This window comes from Protofrankia sp. Cr1 (assembly GCF_963555865.1).
Classification (GTDB): domain Bacteria; phylum Actinomycetota; class Actinomycetes; order Frankiales; family Frankiaceae; genus Protofrankia.
In genome coordinates this window covers 4,744-5,682 of the sequence record NZ_CAUVXO010000239.1, presented here as the reverse complement: position 1 = coordinate 5,682, position 939 = coordinate 4,744, and the positions used below count along the sequence as shown (strand labels likewise).

The 939-nt window shown below is 68.2% G+C and carries 1 protein-coding gene; it reads right to left on the bottom strand.

Annotated features, from left to right (window positions below):
* The coding region (locus U9980_RS17480) for a glycosyltransferase (protein ID WP_322768899.1) at window positions 1-900 on the bottom strand (900 nt) is incomplete at its 3' end.
* Window positions 901-939: the final 39 nt, after the last annotated feature.

Sequence of the window (939 nt, the reverse complement as noted above, 5' to 3'; positions counted from 1 at the left end):
GCCGTTGATATCGCCGCCGTTGATATCGCCACGCGCGATGCCCGATCCGAGCGCGCCGAATTCGGCCGCACCGCTTGTGGGTGCATTCACGAAGCCGGGCGGCGCCACGACTATCGCCTGCAGCCGATGCGCGAGCGGATCAAGGGCCTCCACCGCGATCCGCAGAAATCGCCCGCCGGCATCTCGGGTCACAGTCCCCAACGAGACCAGCACATGCTCCCGCTGCGGGTCGAGCCATTCCCAGGGGAAGGCCGGCGCCGGTCGACGCCAGCCGGCCGGCGTCCCGACAAAGACGTAGTGCCCGGGGAAGTCGGCCGTCCGCAGCATCTGCGGCACTGAACAGATCAGGGTCAGCTGGTCGGAAAAGCGCAGATCGCCGACGCGCGCGTCGTGTTCTGACACCCCCTGGGCACGCTGGAAGTCACGTAAAGTATCGACGACCCATTGCCCGACCCCGGTGAGCACCTCATACGGGTTGTCCAGTTCCGCGGACGTGGTCGCCAGGGTGGCCCACGCCAGGCCGCGACGGCGGGCGACCAACGCCGCACCGATCGCCTGCTGGTCCACCACGAGCACATCCGGCGCGAACTCGTCGACCAGAGCCTCCACATCCGCGACCATCGACGCGGCCAGTGGGATGAGGAAGTCCTCCCACAGGAACTTCAGCGATGCCGGGCCACGCAGCGTCCTCGACCTCTCGCTGATGGCAGCCTGATCGGCGCTGGACAGTTCGCCCGTCAGCGGAAGCAGGGCGAGTCCGGGTGGCAGGAGCGGCCCGATCACACCGGCGTGGCCGGCGATGGCGGTGTCATGACCGCGTTCGGTAAGTTCACCGGCGATTCCGGCGGCCGGGTTGACATGCCCGGTCAACGGCGGCACGACGAACAGAAAGCGACTCACGGGGATGTCACCGGGCCGGCGTCGATCGCCGCATGATCC